The following is a 20449-nucleotide window of genomic DNA, read 5'->3' on the forward strand; positions in this document are numbered from 1 at the left end:
AGTAATTAGTGCGATCGCTCTTTACTCTCAATGGCAAGATAACTTATTAGGATTAATTCACCAAGCTAGTCACGGACAACGATTGTTACGTCTTGACTGTCACGAAGATTTAAAATATTGTTCCCAAACTGATATTTTAGATGTCTTGCCTATACAACATGAAACGGGAGTATTAAAAAGTCAAAAGAAATAGGGAGTGGGGAGCAGAGGAGCAGAGGAGCAGAGGAGCAGAGGAGCAGAGGAGCAGGGGAGCAGGGGGGCTGGGGAAAAGGTTAAAGGTTAAAGGGAAAAGGAATAAATTTAATCTTTCCCTTTTCCCCTTACCCTTTTCCCCTTACCCCATTCCCTTTCCCCATGCCCTATGCCCCATGCCCAATTTTCAAATCTGTGAGCATTTGCCGGAGTCTTTGTCGCCAATGGGGTGGATAAGTCCCTAGAATTGTGGCAATTTTTCCACAAGCAAGGACAGAATAAGCAGGGCGACGGGCTGGTGTGGGATATTCGGCAGTTGTAATAGGGACAATACGTTCAACTTTCAAAGGGAAGCCTAGTTGTTGGGCTTCTTCAAAAATGGCAACGGCAAAATCATACCAGCTAGCAACGCCGCTATTAGTGTAATGATAAGTGCCGCTAATTTCTGGCGTTAACTGGGGAATTATCTGGGCTATAACTGCCGCTATATCTTGTGCCCAAGTCGGGCTACCAATTTGATCGGCGACAACACGGAGTTCTTGGCGTTCTGCACCTAGTCGCAGCATGGTTTTGACAAAGTTACTTTTGCCAAAGGTTCCATAAACCCAAGCAGTGCGGAGGATGAGGTGATGGGCGCAAGTTTCCCGAATAGCTTCTTCTCCGGCGAGTTTGGTTTTACCATAAACACTCAAGGGATTAGTTGTGTAGGTTTCTTGGTAAGGGCTACAGCCATTGCCATCAAAAACGTAATCAGTTGAAATATGAATTAGAAAAGCTCCTAACTTTTGGCTTTCTTGGGCAATAATTAGGGGTGCAGTAGCATTAATAGTGGTAGCAAGTTTGGGTTCACTTTCGGCTTTGTCTACAGCAGTATAAGCGGCGGCATTAATGATGATTTGCGGCTGCTTGGATCTGATAACGTTGCAGAGGGTATCGGGTTGGGCAAGGTCTACTGTTGGGCGTGCTACTGAGATAACATCGCCATAAGATGAGAGGATTTGTTGTAGTTCCTTACCCACTTGACCATTGCTACCAATCAGCAAAATTGATTTTGTCATTTGTCACTTGTACTGAGCGAAGCCGTTGGCGTAGCCTCTCGTAGAGAAGTATTTGTCATTTGTCATTTTTTCAAGAGAAGCCACGCCCACTTTTTAACGTGGTTTGAATTAGGTGAATTCTAGTAATAAATTTACCATAGCCGTTGGTTTCGACTCCGCTCAACCAACTGAGCAGTCGAGAGTTGAGCGAACTTGTATTGAGCGAAGTCGAAGTAGTCGAAACTCATCAACAGAGGTATTTTTTTTATGAGAAATCACCTTAGTCTGATGAAAGACAAAGTTTTTCCGCCCACCATAAAAGTAAGCTTAGGGTATCCCAAGAGGCTGGGTATCTGACAAAATCCAATGACAAATGACCAATGACCAATGACTACTTAATCAAATACTTCAGCAGTTCTGAAAGATTTACCAGCTTGGTCTTTAGCTGATAAAATCGGTGGTTCACTCAGGGGCCAATCTATCGCTAAATCTGGATCGTTCCATAGAATTGTGCGATCGCTTTGGGGTGCGTAATAATCTGTAGTTTTGTAGAGAACTTCGGCTATTTCTGAAAGTGCAAGAAAGCCGTGAGCAAAGCCTGGTGGTATCCACAGTAGACGTTTGTTTTTAGCACTGAGTTCATAACCTACCCACTTACCGAAGGTAGGCGAACTTTTTCTAATGTCTACGGCTACGTCAAAAATCGTGCCAACAATCGCCCGAATGAGTTTACCTTGGGGTTGTTGGATTTGATAGTGCAATCCACGTAGGACGTTTTGTTTAGAGCAAGAGTGGTTATCTTGGACGAAGTTCGTAACAATCCCTATCTCTTGAGCAAATTTTTGGTGGTTGTAAGCTTCAAAAAATAAACCGCGATCGTCTCCAAATACTTGGGGTTCGAGTTGGATAACTTCGGGGATTTTGGTATGTACAATGCTCATTAATATTATAAGTAATGTGCCACAGTCTTAATTATGAGAATAATTTAATACTTGTATTTTACAGGTATTAGAATAAGATTTTGACTGTGGCTTTTTTCTTTTGAATAAGTAAATCAGGTTAGTTCAATTTGACAGTCATCGCCAATCATAAATCGTAAGGCTTTAGGGCGACGGGGTGCAAGACTCAATTGTGCCCTTTGTCCAATCACACTATCAATAATGCGCTGATGGATGCCGACAATTTTAGCACCTTCTAAAATAACGCTGTGTTCTAAATCAGTATCAATGAGTGTGACATTATTAGCGATGCTACTATAAGGGCCAATAAAACAGTTTTCTAAATGACAATTGCTACCAATGACTACTGGCCCCCGAATTGTGCAGTTAATTACTTTAGATTTTACCCCGATTTGGATTCGTCCAATAATCTGACTTTGGGCATCAATTTCGCCCACAACTGATGCTGTCAGATAGGTATCGAGAATCAATCTATTAGCTTCTAATAAATCATCTTTTTTACCAGTATCTAACCACCAGCCTTGGAGATTGTGGGCTACAACCTGCTTTTGCTGATTAATTAGGTATTGAATAGCATCAGTGATTTCCAACTCGCCTCTAGTGGAAGGTTGGATATTTGCGATCGCATCATAAATGAGGTGAGAAAAGAAATAAACCCCTACCAATGCTAGATTTGAAGGAGGAACTTTAGGTTTTTCAATTAACTGTAATACCCGTCCTGTTTCATCCACCTGAGCCACACCAAAGGCACTAGGGTTAGCAACTGAACGTAAGAGAATCAAAGCATCTGGCTGTTGTTGACGAAATTGTTGCAGAAAATAACGTAACTCACCTAATTGAATCAGGTTATCTCCTAAGTACATAACAAAGGGAGAATCCCCTAAAAAAGGACGAGCGACTTGGACAGCGTGAGCAAGTCCAAGTGGCTGATATTGTACGATGTAGGTGATGTTCGCTCCAAAGTTTTCTCCATTTCCGGTTTTCCCTTGGACTTCTGCCCCAGTTTCTGGACTGATAATGATGCCAATATCAGTAATACCAGCCGCAACCATTTCTTCAATGCCATACCATAAAACAGGTTTGTTAGCAACTGGTACAAGTTGTTTTGCTCCGCTGTAGGTGAGGGGACGCAAGCGTGTACCTTTACCGCCAGAAAGAATGAGTGCTTTCATAGTGCTTTCATCAGGATTTAGGATTAATTACAAGTCATTAGTCAAGATAATCTGAAATCTTGACAAAATCCCAAATCATTGCATTTAAATTCTGGCGTTAGCTTATAGGTAACGGGATAACACCTCGGAGGTTGCTTTTCCTGTTTTTTCCCAACTGAATTTTTGAGAGTGAGTGATACCTTGACTAGAAAGGCGCGATCGCAATTCCGAATTAGAGGCGATGCAGGCGATCGCCTCTGTAATTTCTCCAGTGTTGTAGGGATCGATTAGAATCGCCGCATCGCCAGCCACTTCAGGTAAAGAAGAGAGATTGGAGGTAATGACGGGAGTACCACAAGCCATTGCTTCGAGAACAGGTAAACCAAAACCTTCCCAGAGACTAGGAAAAACCAGAGCGATCGCTTGATTGATGATTTTTGGTAATTCACTGTAAGGAACATAGTCAAGGAACTTCACCTGATTAATTACACCCAATTCAGCAACTTGCACTTTTAAAGTCGGGGTATAACGCGAATCAATTGGCCCTACTAACCATAGTTCATAGTCTTTGCAGTTAGGTAACGCCGCAAAAGCACTGATGAGTCGCTGAATGTTTTTGTAAGGATCTTGGCGGCCAATGTAGAGAAAGTAGTTGCTGGTGGGGAGGTTGAGATAATGGAAGTGAGTGCGATCGTGCGCTAAAGGAATCGGAGTAATTTTGCTGACGGGAATTTGGTAAAAATCGGTGATATCTTTAGCTGTAGTCTGGGAAATGCAAATAATGTGTTGTGCTTGGTTAAGAACTTGGGGAGTATAGTAGCGGTGGTAAGGTGTAAGTGGTGAGAAGCTTTTGGCAAAGCGCAACGGTATCATGTCAAAAGATGTGACGACAAAACGACAGTTGCTATAAAGGGGTGCTTCCGGTAGCGGGGAGAATAAAAGACTAGATTTGAGATTTTTATATATTTGTGGTAATTGAAATTGTGTCCAAATCAGGCGCTTAAAATGACCTTTTGTGCCGTGGTCTGGTGTTAATTTTGATGAAATTTCATAGCATTCATAACCAGAAATTGACTGTGAAGTTAATAATGTCAGTTTGAGAGATTGCAGATTTGCAAGAATATTTAAAGCGTAGGTTGTGATACCTGTAGGTTTCTTAGATAAAAAAGATAGATTGACCAGCAAATTTTTAAACTTTTATTTAAACTGAATTTAATTATACAAACAAGAGAGAAATTCTTCAGCAGATTCTTGCCATGAGAATGGTATATACTCATTTCTGATGCGTTCTACCAAATTATTGTAGTAAACCTCTGAATCAAGTAGCTCTTTTAAAGCTTTATATAGTTCTATTGGTTGGGTAGGAGAGAAATATCTACAAAAATCACCTCCGACTTCAGGCAAAGAACCACCATTGCTGGCGATTACAGGTTTACAGTGTTGAAGTGCTTCTACCACAGGTAATCCAAATCCTTCATAAAAGGAGGCTTGAACTAAACAGTAACAGTTTTGATAGAGAAAATCTAGTTGAGCATCGCTCACTGAACCTAGTATTTGTATGAGCTTGCCATACATTTTATTAGATTCTATCAAACGATCAGTTTCTGAGTCCCAACCTTTATTACCTGCGAAAATTAAAAGTACATCATCCTGACTAGAATTCATCAATAAATCAAAGGCTGCAATAATAGTTTTAATGTTTTTATGAGGCACTAAGCTTCCAACTACTAAAATATATTTTTTATTAAGTAATTTCTGCAACTTTACATTAAAGATATTATTTTTTTCACTTAGTAACAAATCCTGTATATAATAGTTACTGCCCAAGCGAAAGCTTTGAACAATTTGTGAATTATTACTACCTAATATTCCTTGAACTTTCGCATTACTATAATCTTCAGCACTCTTCTTAGAAATACATAATACCTTATCAAATAAAATTGAATAATCGCTGTAGAATTTTGTAAAAGCTTTAGTAAATCTTTTGGAAGAAAACTCTGGAAATTTTATTGGAATGAGGTCATAGCATATAACTACAATAGTAACTTTATGCCTTTTTAAAAGTTGTAAAAATCGGTAGTAAGTTTTAGGTAAATCCCAATTAGCATCAGCTATCACATAAATATCTCCTGACTGGATTATAGAATCTTCAAATTCAAGAAAAACTTTTTTGTTTAGTGAATTTGAATCAAACCAATCAATTAGATTTAATCTATAAAAAAAATTGATAAATTTATTTTTCAGCTTTAAAAATAGAGCTTGAAATTTTATATTTATTTTAGTTAGAGCGAAATATTTGTTAACCTCGATCAAATGATCGTTTTGCTGTTGATTAAGATTAGTCATCCTCCGCATAAAACTACCATCAAACATAACCGCTACTATTTCTATATCTGTGCGGTTTGAGCTTATTTGCAATAATTCAGAAGTTAGCTCTCGAACTACTCGATGAATTCCAGTATTTTTATACGTATGTTTTGCAGTGTGAGTACAATCTATAAATATCTTCATCCTAAGACCTATTTGAAACTATTTTTATGCAAATTTTTAATATTTTTTTACTTAAAAAAATTACCCAAGAAAAGCCATAACTAAAAAACTTAGTAGTTACATTCTTAGGTAAGCTATTTTACTTTTTTCCTAGTTTCAAGTTAATGGTCATTTATGATGAATAAACTAAAAAGCTAACTGCTTAATTTCTTCAGGTCATAATCAACCATTAACTCGACCAATTGACTAAAAGAGTATTGAGGCTGCCAACCTATTCCATTTTTAATTTTATCAATGCAACCAACTAACTGCACTGATTCATCAGCGCGATAAAAAGCGGGATCAACCGAGACATAATCTTGCCAATTAAGCCCAACGCAGTCAAAAGCACACTCAACAAGTTCTTTAACAGAGTACGTTTCACCACTGGCAATGAGGTAGTCATCGGGTTGTTCCTGCTGCAACATCAACCACATAGCGTAGACAGCATCTTTGGCGTAGCACCAATCACGGCGAGCATCTAGATTGCCTAATTTTAATTCATTTGCCAAACCTAATTTAATTTGGGCAACTGCGTGCGTGATTTTGCGAAATACAAATTCTGTCCCACGTCGAGGCGATTCGTGAGTATAAGTAATACCACAACAGGTGTAAAGGTTGTATTTCTGCCGATAGTTGACAGTCATCCAATGAGCATAAGCTTTGGCAACACCATAAGGATTCCGGGGACGAAAGGCAGTGCGTTCGGTTTGGGGCGATTCGTCAGGTTGACCGAAAACTTCACTACTAGAAGCTTGATAGAATTTCGCATCTGGTTTGCAGCGGCGAATAGATTCTAAGAGGCGAGAGACACCTAGAGCTGTATATTCAGCAGTGAGAGCAGGTTGTGTCCAAGAGAGAGGAACGTAACTTTGGGAGGCTAGGTTATAAATTTCGTCAGGTTGAGCTTCGGCAATCACATCCATTAAAGAGGATTGATCTAAAAGATCACCAGAAAGGATTTGGATATTGCCAGAAAGGTGATTGATACGCTCAAGATTACTGGAACTTGAGCGACGGACTAAGCCAAATACTTGGTAGCCTTTAGCTAGGAGAAGTTCAGCAAGATAAGAGCCGTCTTGCCCGGTTAATCCGGTGATGAGAGCCTTTTTAGTCACTTTAACAACTTTGCTTTTGGGAAAAATAAACCTTTACCATACTGACATTTTAAGATGCCTCTTAAACGGAATCTATATTAAAGGCATCATATCTAAGTTTGATGGAGTAATTGAGGCGATATATCGCTAAATGTTAGATTCCTTAAAAGTATCAGGGGCAAGGCTAAATGTCTTAATTCAGACAACTGCTTGTAATTCATGTACGTAATTATGTTGTAATAAACGAAATTTGTAATCCCAATTATTCACATATCATAACTTACTTAAATGCATGAATTTCCATCTCATAACACAAGCCATTAATCCGCTTGGTATCAACAACTTTTACATCTCTAAATCCACAATTTGACAAAATTTCATAGAGAGATTCGGAAGTATACATATTGAAATGATAATTACCTTCATAATCTTGAGAACCATAGGTTACTTTTCTCAAATTATCCCAAGTAAATTGACCATTTGCATAATCAAGTATCATTGATTTAGCATCAGGACAAATAATCACTATTTTACCGTCATCTTTTAGCAGTTCGTACCAGTAAGGTAAGATATGATTAGTAATTTCATACTGAGTAAAATGCTCAATAACATGGGAATTAAATATTTCTGCAACGGTTCCTTTATCAAATGGCAAATTTCCAATATTAGAGATAACATCAACTCCAGGTAATTCCCTTTGATCTACATTGATATAATCTGGTAGAACTACCTGCCCACAACCTAGGTTTAAGCGTAAATTATGTAAGTTAGCAGCGATTTTTTCTTGAGCAATGATTGTAGCTTCCGGAGTTTTTTGGGCCTTCAGCTGATAAACAAACTCACTTCTACTCATTTCATTTTCAATAGCTGTGAGATTCTGCGTTTCATATACAAGCTTTTTTAATTCAACCAGCGCATTCACCATGCTCTGTTTTTCATCTTCCATGCTTGCTACAAGTACAGCTAACTTACTTTCTAAACTCCTATTTATACCCGCAATACTTTTATGAAGTGCAACTAATTGATGTTCTACACCTTTGTTTACATCTTCAATACTTTCATGAAGTGTAACTAATTGATGTTCTACACCTTTGTTTACATCTTCAATACTTTCATGAAGTGTAACTAATTGATGTTCCACCCCTTTGTTTACATCTTCAATACTTTCATGAAGTTCGCCTAGCAAATGTTCAGCACCCTTGTTGCCATCGATAATAATTTTCTGTATACTTTCTTGATTTGCAGTCAATAAATGTTCGATATTTTTTTTGTCATCAGCAATGCTTTTCTTTAGGATATTTAGCTCATTTTCTAAAGCTTTATTATTAGAAATTAAAGCATTATTCATGTAAGTCTGCCTTTGCATAGACTCAAATAGAACAGAATTAATAAAGTTTACAGCTTTAGGAACCACAAAACCATTAAAAATAGAGTTAAGCCATCCCCAACTAATGATTTGAGGCTTTGTTACACTCCAATCTGAACGTATACTCAAGTCATCAGATTGTTTTAAAACTGATTGCTCTGGTTGATAGTTTATCAATTCAGCATCAGTTGTATGATTATTTTGCATATCTTCTTCTACCTCTACGGACAAGATATTATTTTGAAATCTTTGGATAATTTGGCTATCGAGCATCTGGATTTGAGCATCTGCATTAACAAGAGAGCGGTAAACCTTAACACTAGCTTTTGCCATGTTTCTAGCTGAAAGAATTTCTACTCTTTGCTTTGCCCCTTTAGCCAACTGGCATCTTAGATTAGAATCATTGACGAGAGTCAGAATTTTTTGTGCCAACTCTTGATAATTATCAGGTTCAAAGAGAAGTCCGCACTCTCCTTCCTGTACTACTTCTGGTATTGCTCCTGCCCTTGCGCCAATAACAGGTTTACCATGAACCATTACTTCCAATGGTACTAGTCCAAAAGATTCATAACGGGAGGGAAACACAAGAAAATCACAGTTAGCATAAAGTAACTCACGTTTTTCCTCAGAGACCATACCCAAGAACTGGACACGATTGTATACGTGTTCACCTAGTATGTGACGTGCTTTTTCTTCCCAGCCTCCGATATCTGCACCAGCAATCCAAACAAATATTTTTGGCTCTTTAGGCATCACAAGTTTTAAGGACTTAAGGAATACATCAATACCTTTTCTTGGTTCTAAGCGACCAACAAAAAGAATTTGTATAGTTCCTCGCTTTAAATCCTTAGGGAGTTCACCATAATTAGTGACGCTTGTATAAGCAGGCCAAGGTTGTACCCCCAAAGGCTGGACAAGCCAACGATGATCAGGAGCTAAATCATAGTTCGATACAACGCTGTTTTTAATATTATTGCTAATAGCAATAACAGTATCAGCACAGCGAATTAATTCCTGTTCCATCTGGACACACTGCTTCAAATCCTCAGTCATTTGCCATCCATTCATTTTTATAGAGACAACGAGTGGAGTTACTAAGCGTACAATCAGTGGTACATTAAATTTAGGACGGAGCATTAATATACCGATTCCTTCAAAATCCCACAGAGCAGACTCAATAGCACTTATGGGACGCTGATGATGAATTTCTTGAGCTATCTGTGCCACTTTTTTTGCCCAAGCAATATTTTTTGAAAGAATAGGTGATTCCGGAATACAATCAGAATTTTCTACAGTAGCTACTTGGATATGTGTGAATGGTCCAATTACATCAGTGCAATCTCTGGAAGCACGACTAATAACAGTAACCTCGTGCCCCATTTGTATTAATTCTCTAGCTAACGTTTGATTATATGCTCCAATTCCCCCAAAAGAATTAGGAGGAAATTCTTGAGAAATAACCAAAATATGTAACTTATTATTTTCAAATAGATTAGCTTCTATATTTTCCTGATCATTCTGATTTTCCATATAAGGAAGGAAAAGAGAATTTATATCATCCAATTTTTTTGCAAGCTGCCGTGGAAAACAAGAGTCATAGAAACCACGTAAAGCACCTATAACTGTACGTGAAGAATAGTAAATTGCTTCCTGTAGTTTCAAATCCTGCTGACGCCAAGCATTAATAAAAAATAAGCAACGCTCTCGCAATAGATTTTTACTGATTAACCATATTCTTTTTGGTAACGAAACTGTTTGTTTCGCATTTTTAATGCCGAAATAAGCAGTATTTTTAGCTATTACTTGCCAATTAAAATTATATTTTCCTTGCCTATTGTGACTTTGTGCAAATTCATGCCTAATATAAGCTTGATTGGCATTCGCGATTACACCGCCTGCTTGCTGTAATCTGACTGCAAGATCGCTTTCATCAAGGTAATAATCATATTGCTCATCGAAACCATTAATAGCAATTAAAGTATCTTTACGAAAAGAACAGTTAGTTCCTAATAAATGACGATAATATTTTGAATTATTTATTTTAGGATCATTAGAAGAAACTTCTACATGAGTACCGAAAGAGTCAACAATTCCAAACTCAAATTGAAATCTAAACTGATTAGCGAAAAATGTTCTTCCACCTACACCTACAACATTCAATGGTAATTCATTGTAACGTTTAACTATTTCAGAAATCCAATTATCATAAGGCAAAGCATCATCATCAATGAAAGCTACAATATCTCCAGAGGCATATCTTATTCCCAAATTTCGTGATATAGAAAGATTACGCAGAGAATTTTGAACTACTTTTATATCCTTTCTAAACTTAAGTAGCTCTTGCGTGTTATCTGTTGATGGACCGTTAACTACTACTACTTCAAAAAATGGATAATTTTGATCTTTAAGATAATTTAAACATCTTTTCAGGTAGTCATAGCGATTACAAGTGCAAATAACTACAGATACCCGCAATGGATATTTTCGCCCATTCCCATGTATGATTCCATCTATGATTGAATACAAACGTTGACGTACAGCTTCAGGCGTAAAACGGTAAGCTTGTTTAATACCATGAGAAACTAGCTCATTTTTTAGCGAATTATTAGTAAACACTGAATGAATACGCTTAACAGCACTTTCTATATCTATATTTTCAAGAGCGCCAGGCCCCCCACCCATAGTGTCTGCAACTGCTGTTCCGGCATACGCTACTACTGGTAGCTTATTATTGAAAGCCTCTATTATAGGTACACAAAAGCCTTCATGTTCACTCATGCAGATAAATAAATCTGCTGCTTTATAATAAGCAGGAAGGTCTTCATCTTCAACTTTACCTACAAGAGTAACTTGTGTGTTCAGCCCAAGATTATTTATCTTGAAGCGAACCTTGTTGTAGTAAGAATCATCTTCATAATACTTACCGACTAGATATAGATGATTTTTTTTATGAGGGAATAATTTAACATAATGAGCAAAGATATCTATTAAGAGGTCTTGTCTTTTATTAGGAGCAATACGTCCAACAAACAACCAAATATTATCAATACCAAACCGCAAATTCTTAATTAGTTTTTCAGATATAGCTGTAGAAAAACTAGGAACAATTATCGGGAGTTCCTGAACTATAATTGCTCCTAATTCTTTAGCTTCTCGACAATTAAAAGGTGAATCTCCCAAAATTAAATTATATTTATTAATAATATCTCTTAGCTGATTTCTTCCTTTTTTACAAAATTCGTATAATGCTGCTTTTTTATGAAAAAATATATGTGGCGTAATATTATGATAAATCATAATTTTGTAACCACGCCAAGAACTGATTTCATTTGCCATTTCTGAGTAGCCACAAAAGTGATGTAATATAACAGTATCTTCATTCATGCAAAAGTCTGGATAATGTAGACGATACCTATCTACTCTAGGATCTGCAAACTTACAAAAAATTTGTGACTGTTCACCTTTCTCTAGAAGCATCTGGTGAATTCTGATTACTTGATTTGATACTGCATCACCAAAATCTAATGCATCTACAAACTGTACATATCTTAAACTCATGCTTTTACCCCAAAAAAATCATTTTTTTGTATATATAATTTGCAAATTAAGCAAATAAAGGTTTCAAAAGTTATTTAAAATTTGCTCATTTTCAATTGAATTAAGTAGTAAATTAATATTTTTGTTTATTGAATAGGATAACCTATTTGTTTTATAGTTTTAGCAGGGATACCAGCAACAACATGATAACTAGGAATATCGCCTTTAACTACCGAACCTGCTGCTATTACAGAATGCTTACCAATTTTACAAGGACCAATAACTGTTACGTTGCTTGCAATCCATACACCTTCCTCAATCACAATGTCGTTTCCCTCCTTGGGAAAATCCATCATCCTCTCTAATCCAAATTTTGTATAGTTGTGAGTGCCAGTTAGCAAACTAACATTATGTCCTAAAAAAACATACTCTTCAACTGAAATGTTTCCTGAAGATAAGTTAAATAATGCATTATTGACAACACAATTTGGTGACAATGTTAATTTTTGAGAATCCCCGAAAACTATATATTGAGTTAAATTCACTTCTTTAATACGTTGATCAAAATAACCTTGGGATAAAACTTCATCTAAATAAGTTTCAAGATAAGATTTTATCCATATTTCAAATTTAGACTTCAAGAATTTCTCAATTAACTTGTACATAATAATTCTTCACATAATCTTACTTTTGTGCTAGATAATTGGAATAATCCATGTACAGCTTCGTTAGTAGCTGATTGGATAACAGTTGCATTTTGAATCCAATCCAACATTTCGTTACTTTCATTGGAACCATCAGCAAATGCGATATCTAATGCATAGCTTCCACCAATTAGGTGGGGCCAAACTATTTCGAATTCAATGATTGTTATACCTTGTTCTGATTTGGATAACCAGTAGCTACCAAAATCTAAATCGATCAGTTCAGTACTCCATCCTGATAATACAGTACGTAACCTATCCACTAAAGCTATCCCAACGTTTGGCTTTCTAATTTTGCCATGTATAAAAGTGCTGACTCTGATTTTAATTACATCCCCTGGATATGCTAGTTTCAAAGTTTTATTATCTGCACTTAACACTGATATACCACTTATTTCTGCCCTACCAGTTCCAAATCTTTCAAAACCAGAAAAAGCTATGTATGGTTTATTGGTAAAAGGATTTAATTGTTTGTTTGTAATTTGACTAACATCTATTGTAATTTCTTTGGCAGTCTCTTTTATTTGATTTGGCGATTCAAAGTTAATTACTTGATTTCTTTTATTTACTTCTTCATGTACCCAAGCTTGATAGTGTTTGCAGACTTCAGGTGGTTTCCCAGAATCTACAATCAAACCTTGATTAATCCAAAGAGCTTCCGAACACAGTCGTGAAACAGATCCCACATCATGAGATACAAATAATATTGTTCCTCCAGTATCTTGAAAATCTCTAATTTTGGCCATGCAACGATGGACAAAGATACCATCCCCTACTGCTAAAGATTCATCTACGATTAAAACTTCTGGGTTTACATTAATTGCTACTGAAAATGCTAAACGAACAAACATACCGCTAGAGTATGTTTTTACTGGCTGCTCCATAAAATCGCCAATTTCAGCAAAGGAAGCAATTTTGTCAAACTTTGCTTCTATTTCTGCTCTACTTAATCCTAAAATTTGCCCATTAAAAAATACATTTTGTCTACCAGTAAACTCAGGGTTAAACCCACTACCTAACTCGAGTAAAGCTGAAACTCGCCCATCCACATAGACTTCACCAGTAGTAGGGGTTAAAGTACCCGCAATAATTTGTAGTAAAGTACTTTTGCCAGATCCGTTTTGACCAATAATCCCTAAAGTTTCACCTTTAGGAACGTCCAGACTAATATTTTGCAATGCCCAAAATTCTTGTGCATGACTTTTAGCAGGCAACAAAATTTCTTTAAGTCTATCTACCGGACGGGCATAACGTTTGTAGCACTTTGAGACATTCTTCAGCGAAATCGCAATTTCCTCACCCATACTGCCGCACACTCACTATCAAGACATTCCAGACTGCACAAACTTATCAATCGGAAATTATTAACTCAGCGATCAAGCATTGTATGCTCTGTTGAAGTATATTGATGATATCTCAAACTGCATAGTTTACATTACCACTAATGCTTATTGATGAAGCTGTTTTCTACTGAAACTGTACTACAAGACATCAGCAAAGGCGGGACGTAAACGTTTATATACTGCAAAACCGCAAAAAAAGATAAGCGTTGCTACTACAGAAGACACACCCCATTCGCCCCAATGCTTCACCTCCCCTACTAAAATTAGATCACGATAAACCTCAACTACGGCTGTCATGGGATTTAACCAAAATACCCATCCTCGCCATGCCACAGGAATTGTAGATGCTGGATAAACAATAGGTGTCATGTACAACCAAATATTTAAAATCACTCCCAGTGTCTGAGGAATATCTCGCAAAAAAACTGTTAGTCCCGCCGCCAAATAGCCCAGCCCTGCCGTTAACAATAACTGTGGTATCCAAACTAAAGGTAATAGCGCCAAAGTAGTATGTAAAGTATGAGAACTTGCTGCTACAAAAAAAATCAGTGCTATTAAACCAAAGGAACTCTCAATGAAAGTTGATAAAATTGGCACTAGCGGTAATAAAGCTAAGGGAAACACTACTTTCTTAACTAAATTTTGTTGTCCAACAACTGAACTAGCAGACTGGATCAAACCACCCGTAAAAGCAATCCAGGGTAGCAACCCTGCAAAGAGCCATAAACCAAAGGTGAAGTTGTTTTCCGGCAAACTTTTGAGACTTAGCTTTACCTTCAGCACAACTGAAAATACATAAGTGTAAATCAGTAATTGTGATAGCTGATTCAGCAAAGGCCACAAATTGCCCAAAACAGAACCCTTATAACGTGCTTCTAAATCCCGGCGCACCAAAGTTCTCAGCAGATCAAATTTCGCCCACAACTGCTCATTCACTGGCAGTATGCGCCTCAACCTACCCGCTTTACGTACAGATGATCTTACTTTTTGTAACAATTAGTATTTCCTTTTCACTAGCTACACACCCAATTTGGCTTTAAAAATAAAGCTTAATACCTATGAAAGTACCTTTGTGTTCTCTGGAGAATACACCATTACTAGAAAATAGTACTTAAATTGTCTTGGTGATCATACAATGAATCGGCGATTGTCAAGTATATTTTTCCTACAATTTTTCTTACAAATATAAATTCTTCCTGGCAACGCTGCTTTTCTTATTAAGGACGCGAGTTTTTGCTTAACTCAAGCTATCTGGTTGAGTCGATGGGGAGTATTACCTCCCGCACCTCTCAGTTAAATCTGGGCGTGCGACTTTCATCGCACCCAGCTTCCGATGTTCTTAGCTTGCGCTTTTGCTCATGTGTTTGTAATCGTGGCAACTCTCATGAATTGCTTCAAGATTATTTCTCTTCCAGTTGGCGTGATTTTCATCGATGTGATGCAGGTGTACCTTTTCTTCATCAATGAACTTTAAGCCGCAGGAAGCACATCTATGGTTTTGCTTCTTAAGAGCTTTAGAGGTTTCGCCGTCGTAGAGCTTACTATTGCGTTCGCTCCAGTAGGCGGTGTCACCGTCATAGGGGGATTTTGTACCTTTGACTGATGTGTACTTGTTTTCGGAGTAAGGAACTTTTGGAAATGCCTTTTTAACTAGTTCTGCACTAGAGTAGCGATTCTGTTTGGTTTCCTTGTTAAATACCTTGAAAGCTCTATGATTGATGTGCCATAAGGAGAACCTTGACCCATCCATCTTGCAGAACTTATGGTAATTTCTCCAACCCCTTACTACCGGGGCTAATTTCTCAGCCTTTGTGGTAGCACCATAATTCGAGTTGTTGACGATGTGTTTTACTTTCTTACGGAATGCTTTGAAGTTGTCCACTGAGGGAGTGCTTCTGAACTTTCCATTGCTTTGCACTTTGAAGTGCCAGCCGAGGAAATCAAACCCATCTGTCGCGGCGGTGACTTTGGTTTTCTTTTGGCTTACATTCATTCCGCGTTTGCGGAGAAATTCGCTGATTCTTTCAAGTATCTCTGTCGCATCATCTTCGGGTCGGAGTATAATAACCATGTCATCCGCGTATCGGATTGATGGTTCTGTGATTAACTTATTTAAAGTCTTATCGTTTACCTTTCTACCTCGTTTGTAGTCGTAGTGGTATCTGTGTATACTCTCAATCCCGTTGAGCGCAATATTTGCTAGTAAAGGGCTGACCACTCCCCCTTGTGGGGTTCCTTGTTCAGGAAATTCTGGGTTAACTCCTGCCTTGAGGCATCGGAATATTCCGAGTTTTAAGCCTTTGGGGGCGATGAGTTCGTCCATTATTGCTGAGTGGTTAATCCTGTCGAAGCATTTTTCGATATCGAGTTCTATAACTCGTTTTTCTATTCCATTGGAGATGGAGTTGAGATTGTCAAAGATGTACTTCTGTGCATCGTGGGCAGAGCGCCCAGTTCTAAACCCATAGCTCCGTGCGTGGAAAGTTGCTTCGTGTGCTGGTTCTAGTGCATATTTTGCTAGGCATTGCCAAGCTCTATCCGCGATAGTTGGTATTTTAAGCATTCTGGTAGTCCCGTCCTTCTTAGGAATGGGGATTTCTCGTAAGCCTTGATGTTTCCAATCTCCGCTATTGACTCTTAGCCATTCTTCTAAGTAGAAGCGTTCGCTAACAGTGAGGGATTTCTTACCATCAATACCCGCCGTCTTTTTGCCAGCGTTTAGCTGAGATACTTGTCTTATTGCAAGAAATCGAGCCGAGGTGGATTTTAGAATGAGCTTTTGGAGTGACCTCGCTTTCCGCTTGTCTCCAACTTGAACAGCTTTATACACGCGCTTTTGAAGGCGGAAAAGATTTCGGCGGAATTTCTTCCACGGTAAAGCTCTCCAAGATTCACTAGTATGTCTACTGTGTCTAATCATTTTCTCTTCTAGAGTTTGTGTATTCTGAACACCTCAGACCAATTACGGTCTGTCCTACCCGATTTGTGAGAGTTCCGCTTCTCGTCTAGCCTACCTGGGGTTCGACTGCCCCAAGACTCCCAAATCGTTTTTATTCGTTCCCTCGGATAGATTGATAGTTCCGTTAGGCGTGGTCAATTCAACTACTGGATTCCCTTGACTCTTGCCGTTTACTGATCAATTACGGCGGGAATTAATTCTCCAGTGGAGTCAGGGGTATTTGTGTTGCGCCCTGCTTAGGATTAAGTTGCTTTTCTAGACCCGTTTTCGCCGTAGGAACTCCCTGTTAGCGCCAGTGTCAACCCGCAACGGTCGTCTGGTTGCGCCCTGTTCCCAGCTTCACTCTACAAGAACCGAGCTTGTTCGGTGTGGGCAGGTAAGGAGTCAATTCTGAGTCTGAATGGTAGGGCTTTCACCTACATCTGTCCGAGAGTTCAGCCCTTTGATGACAGTAATCTGCTGTCGGGCTGGTTTAGTTATGTAGTCGGGTGAGGTTCGAGAGTCACCTCTCTCCCCTCCCCTAAGAACCGTGCGTGAGACTTTCGCACTCACACGGCTCAAGCCTTATTTCAAGCGAGATTTAGCTTGGGTTTTATGTATCTGCTTATGACACGCTTTGTGCAGGTGCTGAAGGTTTTCCATGTCATCTGTTCCTCCTTCTGCCACAGGTACTATGTGATGGATATCGATTTCCTCTCCATTGAATAAAGGTTCGCCACATAATGGACATGTCCATTTCTGGTTTTCCGCTATCTTGTATGGCTTGGAGCCTTTATCAAGGCGAGATTTACCATGTTTTTGGTGGCGTTTTCCCCAGTACTCTTTTAATGAAGGGTCGTCGGGGCTTGCGTCGCCTTTTACCTTTATATGGCGTTCGATGGTCGTTTTTTCTATTTGATATAGGATAAGTTCTTTATCCTTACGTCTACGGTCGCTTGTTGTACAAGCGAACGTCCATCTGTTACCTTTAATGGTTTTAAAGTAACGCTTGCGAATCCACTTTGTATTTTTGCTGGGGTGTCTACGCTTAGACCACCGCCAAAGGTATTGCCACACTCGATGTGATATGTAGCTGAAGGTTTCTTTGCTGACTACACCTTTGTAGTAGTTGGCAAAACCATTGAGAATAGGATTCAGCTTTCTGATTAGGACTTCCTGCCCTGCACCATTAAGGTTTTTAACTTCTTCACCAATCCGTTTACAAAAGGCAAGTACCTTCTTCTTGGATGGCTTTATTAGTAGTTTCCCATTATAGTGTCGGGAGTTAAACCCCAGGAAGTCGAAGCCATCTTCCATTGACGTGATTTGCGTCTTCTCAGCGCTGAGTTCTAGACCACGTTTTGACATCCATGCTTGAATTAGGTCTTGAGCAGTTTCAAGACTTTTCCTGTCTTTAGCCGTAACGATAAAGTCGTCGGCGTAGCGAACCACGCCAAATTTGGGGTTGGTGGCTTTAATGTAATTTTCTAAGCCATGCAGACCAATATTGGCTAGGAGGGGCGAAATTACTCCTCCTTGTGGTGTGCCTTGTTCTGTGGGGTTAAATTCCCCTTGGAACACAAAACCTGCTTTTAACCATCCTTTGATGAGTTCCCGTTTTGGGAAATTTTCCATCATGGTCAGAATGGATTCATGGGCGATGTTGTCAAAAAAGCCTTTGATATCAGCTTCTAGAACCCAATTATGTCCACCTGCTCTGTTGAACCCTACTTTGTTAAAGCATTGTCCCATTGCATCTGAACTTCCTCTTCCCGGTCGGAAACCATACGAGTTTTGCTCGAATACAGCCTCCCATTCGGGTTCTAGTGCGTTCTTTACTATTGCCTGTTCGATTCTGTCGCGCACGGTTGGGATTCCGAGCGGTCGTTTTTTGCTGTTAGGTTTGGGTATTTCTACCCGTCGTGTTGGTTTGAGGTTTTCCCCTTTCCAATTGTTTACCAGAATCACCCTGGCTTCCGGGGTATTGATGATTTCTTTATCAATGCCTGCCGTTGCCTTGCCTTGATTGGTCTGGGTAATACGCCGAACTGACAATAGTAGATTGGCGTAGCTCCTTTGCATTAACTTCTGCAAGCTCCTTAACTTGTGGAAGTTACCAAGCTTTCTCGCACGAAAGATTCTTTGACGCAAGTTTCTAACAGTTTTGTTAACCTTTTTCCATTTAATCTGGTTCCAGTCTTCTAGCTGTTTCTTCAGTCCATTTGTTGTCATTTCTGACATCATCTAACTTGTCCTCAGACTAGATTCCTTTGTTTGGTTTCTTTCGTATAAGACCCAGAAGAAGTCTGCTTCCCTTTCGGTTAGGGGTAATGTTTCAACCCCTATCAACCCCATTACAGGGTGGCGTTCGCTTTTTCTTCCATCCTTTACCCTCCAGAGAGTTCGGTCTTTGTTGCCTCGGACTTACTAAGATTATTCGACCTCTCTTAGACCCTGTAGGGCTTACCCTGTTGTATCGTTTAGTTGTCTATTCCCTTTTAGATGCTGTCTTTTCTGCGGTGGATATTATGTTCACACAATTATTGGAAGCCCGACCCACTAATCCATCCACGCCCCTTTTGGGTAGAGCCTGTCAGCCTGATTTAGCTCTTTGGTAAATCACGCAGTTTATCGACAGTTCACATTTGTTCATCATTAGGGAACTCCCTCTAGCCCCTGACCGCATTAGGCTGGCAGCTTCGGTTACTTTCGTGGTCTGCACTCCGACTGTTTCGTTACCTACTAGGTCGTGACCGGACTCCTGAGAGTCTTTTACGTGAGGGTAAGGGGTGTGAATCCCTTAGCAAAGACGGCTCTGCATACTAAACGACCATTTCAGGTCGCGCCGGACTGATTACCGTGATTCACTAAACAACGAATCGCACGGATCAACTCCTTGCGATCGCAGGGAGTTCCGCTAATAGATGCGATTGCAGCTGTTCTTGTTCCAACTGCAATTGGGTTTTTGATGTCTGTTGCTGCGCCTCAACAGCCACCTGTTGCGCCGCAATAGCAGTTTTTTCTGGTGTTGGAACTTAAATCACTACTGAGTGTAAATTAGCATGTCTCATTTTTTATACGCGTAAGTACAGCTTAAGCACATCGCTCCAACGCCATCCTCGCGCATTTGGTGTAACTTTCTGATCTCTCCCCCATCTCCACTGAATTTATGAAAGCAGAGTCACGGATTCCGCTACACTGAGACTTGGTTTATCTGAATTGTAATCAGGCATGGAAATCGGACAAAAAGTTAAAGTCTTTCGTTTACGCGATCGCGTTTCTCCCCCAGTTGTAAAAAAACTCGGACAAGTGGGTATCATCCAAGGCTACAAAGTCACCGATGGTGGTGGGATTGGTGTAGTGGTTCTGTTTGATGACAATTCTTCTACTTGGTTTTTTGAAGATGAAATCAAACCTGTGTAGTAGTAAAAAACTCAGATCCGGGTTTTTCTTTGACTCTGAAGTTGAAAGCACAGGTTGAGAGCCTTTGTTGAGTGCTAAGTTGGAGTTGAAAAGCTCGGCGGTGAAAATAGGAATCAAGTAATGGCTCTAATATTGACATTTTTGGGCAAAGGCGGCACCGCTCGTACCAAAAT

At 39.1% G+C, this 20449-nt stretch carries 16 protein-coding genes; 3 read left to right on the plus strand and 13 right to left on the minus strand.

Annotated features, from left to right (window positions below; all coding sequences use genetic code 11):
* The coding region (locus RMY16_RS29780; protein ID WP_322739398.1) for a 2-phosphosulfolactate phosphatase at positions 1–193 on the plus strand (193 nt) is incomplete at its 5' end.
* Between the two features lie 166 nt (positions 194–359).
* Here RMY16_RS29780 and rfbD read toward each other — a convergent pair.
* The 12 genes from rfbD to ltrA form a co-directional block, all read right to left on the minus strand.
* Positions 360–1250: a dTDP-4-dehydrorhamnose reductase gene (gene rfbD / locus RMY16_RS29785; RefSeq protein ID WP_322739399.1), complete on the minus strand. Its 891-nt coding sequence runs from the start codon at positions 1248–1250 to the stop codon at positions 360–362.
* A gap of 374 nt (positions 1251–1624) precedes the next feature.
* The gene (gene rfbC / locus RMY16_RS29790) at positions 1625–2170 is read right to left on the minus strand and encodes a dTDP-4-dehydrorhamnose 3,5-epimerase (protein WP_322665215.1); all 546 of its coding nucleotides are present in this window, start codon (positions 2168–2170) and stop codon (positions 1625–1627) included.
* 113 nt (positions 2171–2283) lie between these two features.
* Positions 2284–3360, minus strand: coding sequence for a glucose-1-phosphate thymidylyltransferase (locus RMY16_RS29795; RefSeq protein ID WP_322739400.1), 1077 nt, complete (start codon positions 3358–3360; stop codon positions 2284–2286).
* 102 nt (positions 3361–3462) lie between these two features.
* Positions 3463–4524: a glycosyltransferase family 1 protein gene (locus RMY16_RS29800; RefSeq protein ID WP_322739401.1), complete on the minus strand. Its 1062-nt coding sequence runs from the start codon at positions 4522–4524 to the stop codon at positions 3463–3465.
* A gap of 27 nt (positions 4525–4551) precedes the next feature.
* A complete protein-coding gene (locus tag RMY16_RS29805) occupies positions 4552–5850 on the minus strand; it encodes a glycosyltransferase family 1 protein (RefSeq protein ID WP_322739402.1) in 1299 nt (432 codons plus the stop codon).
* A gap of 173 nt (positions 5851–6023) precedes the next feature.
* Positions 6024–6986 carry a GDP-mannose 4,6-dehydratase gene (locus tag RMY16_RS29810; RefSeq protein ID WP_322739403.1) on the minus strand — a complete coding sequence of 321 codons (963 nt, stop codon included), beginning with the start codon at positions 6984–6986 and terminating at the stop codon, positions 6024–6026.
* A 259-nt stretch (positions 6987–7245) separates the two neighbouring features.
* The gene (locus RMY16_RS29815) at positions 7246–11889 is read right to left on the minus strand and encodes a glycosyltransferase (protein ID WP_322739404.1); all 4644 of its coding nucleotides are present in this window, start codon (positions 11887–11889) and stop codon (positions 7246–7248) included.
* Positions 11890–12014: 125 nt separating this feature from the next.
* The gene (locus tag RMY16_RS29820; RefSeq protein WP_322739405.1) at positions 12015–12509 is read right to left on the minus strand and encodes an acyltransferase; all 495 of its coding nucleotides are present in this window, start codon (positions 12507–12509) and stop codon (positions 12015–12017) included.
* An 11-nt stretch (positions 12510–12520) separates the two neighbouring features.
* Entirely contained in the window at positions 12521–13876 is a 1356-nt protein-coding gene (locus RMY16_RS29825) for an ABC transporter ATP-binding protein (protein WP_322739406.1), read from the minus strand.
* 177 nt (positions 13877–14053) lie between these two features.
* Entirely contained in the window at positions 14054–14911 is an 858-nt protein-coding gene (locus RMY16_RS29830) for an ABC transporter permease (protein ID WP_416211716.1), read from the minus strand.
* 343 nt (positions 14912–15254) lie between these two features.
* Positions 15255–16835 carry a group II intron reverse transcriptase/maturase gene (locus tag RMY16_RS29835; RefSeq protein ID WP_322665227.1) on the minus strand — a complete coding sequence of 527 codons (1581 nt, stop codon included), beginning with the start codon at positions 16833–16835 and terminating at the stop codon, positions 15255–15257.
* 603 nt (positions 16836–17438) lie between these two features.
* Positions 17439–19097: a group II intron reverse transcriptase/maturase gene (gene ltrA / locus RMY16_RS29840; RefSeq protein WP_322739407.1), complete on the minus strand. Its 1659-nt coding sequence runs from the start codon at positions 19095–19097 to the stop codon at positions 17439–17441.
* Positions 19098–19183: 86 nt separating this feature from the next.
* Between ltrA and RMY16_RS29845 the strand changes: the two genes are divergently transcribed.
* Entirely contained in the window at positions 19184–19471 is a 288-nt protein-coding gene (locus tag RMY16_RS29845; protein ID WP_322739408.1) for a hypothetical protein, read from the plus strand.
* A 613-nt stretch (positions 19472–20084) separates the two neighbouring features.
* Positions 20085–20276 carry a DUF2862 domain-containing protein gene (locus RMY16_RS29850; RefSeq protein WP_322739409.1) on the plus strand — a complete coding sequence of 64 codons (192 nt, stop codon included), beginning with the start codon at positions 20085–20087 and terminating at the stop codon, positions 20274–20276.
* Here the strand turns inward: RMY16_RS29850 and RMY16_RS29855 are convergent.
* The coding region (locus RMY16_RS29855; RefSeq protein WP_322739410.1) for a hypothetical protein at positions 20263–20449 on the minus strand (187 nt) is incomplete at its 5' end. The two genes, RMY16_RS29850 and RMY16_RS29855, sit on opposite strands and share 14 nt — an antisense overlap.

The organism is Nostoc sp. DedQUE12b, assembly GCF_034530835.1.
Lineage (GTDB): Bacteria > Cyanobacteriota > Cyanobacteriia > Cyanobacteriales > Nostocaceae > Nostoc.